Origin of the sequence: Pseudomonas sp. NPDC087346 (genome assembly GCF_044744235.1) — a bacterium.
GTDB lineage: Bacteria > Pseudomonadota > Gammaproteobacteria > Pseudomonadales > Pseudomonadaceae > Aquipseudomonas.
Genome location: NZ_JBIUXX010000110.1, coordinates 979 through 2,133, shown reverse-complemented (window position 1 = coordinate 2,133; position 1,155 = coordinate 979). Strand labels below are relative to the sequence as shown.

1 protein-coding gene is annotated in these 1,155 nt (G+C 60.9%); it reads left to right on the top strand.

Annotated elements, in window-relative coordinates; genetic code table 11:
• Window positions 1-1,155, top strand: a 1,155-nt coding sequence (locus tag ACIOZM_RS30490; RefSeq protein ID WP_401221127.1) for a ribonucleotide reductase N-terminal alpha domain-containing protein, incomplete at both ends; no start/stop codon positions are given.

The window sequence follows — 1,155 nt, the reverse complement described above, 5'->3', positions numbered from 1 at the left end:
CACGACACCGTTGCCCGCCTGACCGAACAAGTCACCGCGACCTTCAAGCGTCGCATGCCTTCGGGCGGCACCATCCACATCGAAGAAATCCAGGACCAGGTCGAACTGGCCCTGATGCGTGCCGGCGAGCAGAAAGTCGCGCGTGACTATGTGATCTACCGTGACGGTCGTTCGAAAGAACGCGCTGCCCACGCGCCGACCGAAGAAGCGGTCAACGCTCACCCATCGATCCGCATCACCCGCGCCGACGGCAGCTTCGCGCCGCTCGACATGGGCCGCCTGAACACCATCGTCACCGAGGCCTGCGAAGGTCTGGAAGAAGTCGACGGCGACCTGATCCAGCGCGAAACCCTGAAAAACCTGTACGACGGCGTGGCCCTGACCGACGTCAACACCGCTCTGGTGATGACCGCCCGTACTCTGGTTGAGCGCGAGCCGAACTACTCGTTCGTGACCGCCCGCCTGCTGATGGACACCCTGCGTGCCGAAGGCCTGGGCTTCCTCGGCGTGGCCGAAAGCGCTACCCACCACGAAATGGTCGACCTGTACGCCAAAGCGCTGCCGGCCTACATCGCCAAGGGTATCGAGTTCGAACTGCTGAACCCTGTGCTGGCTACCTTCGACCTGGAAAAACTGGGCAAGGCGATCAACCACGAGCGCGATCAGCAATTCACCTACCTGGGCCTGCAAACCCTGTACGACCGTTACTTCATCCACAAGGATGGCGTGCGTTTCGAACTGCCGCAGATCTTCTTCATGCGCGTGGCCATGGGCCTGGCGATCGAAGAGAAGAATAAAGAAGACCGTGCGATCGAGTTCTACAACCTGTTGTCGTCCTTCGACTACATGTCCTCGACTCCGACCCTGTTCAACGCCGGTACCCTGCGTCCACAGCTGTCGAGCTGCTACCTGACCACCGTGCCGGATGACCTGTCGGGCATCTATCACGCGATCCACGACAACGCCATGTTGTCGAAATTCGCTGGTGGCCTGGGCAACGACTGGACTCCGGTGCGCGCACTGGGTTCGTACATCAAGGGCACCAACGGCAAGTCGCAAGGCGTGGTTCCGTTCCTCAAGGTAGTGAACGACACCGCCGTAGCCGTTAACCAGGGTGGCAAGCGCAAAGGCGCTGTCTGTGCCTACCTGGAAACC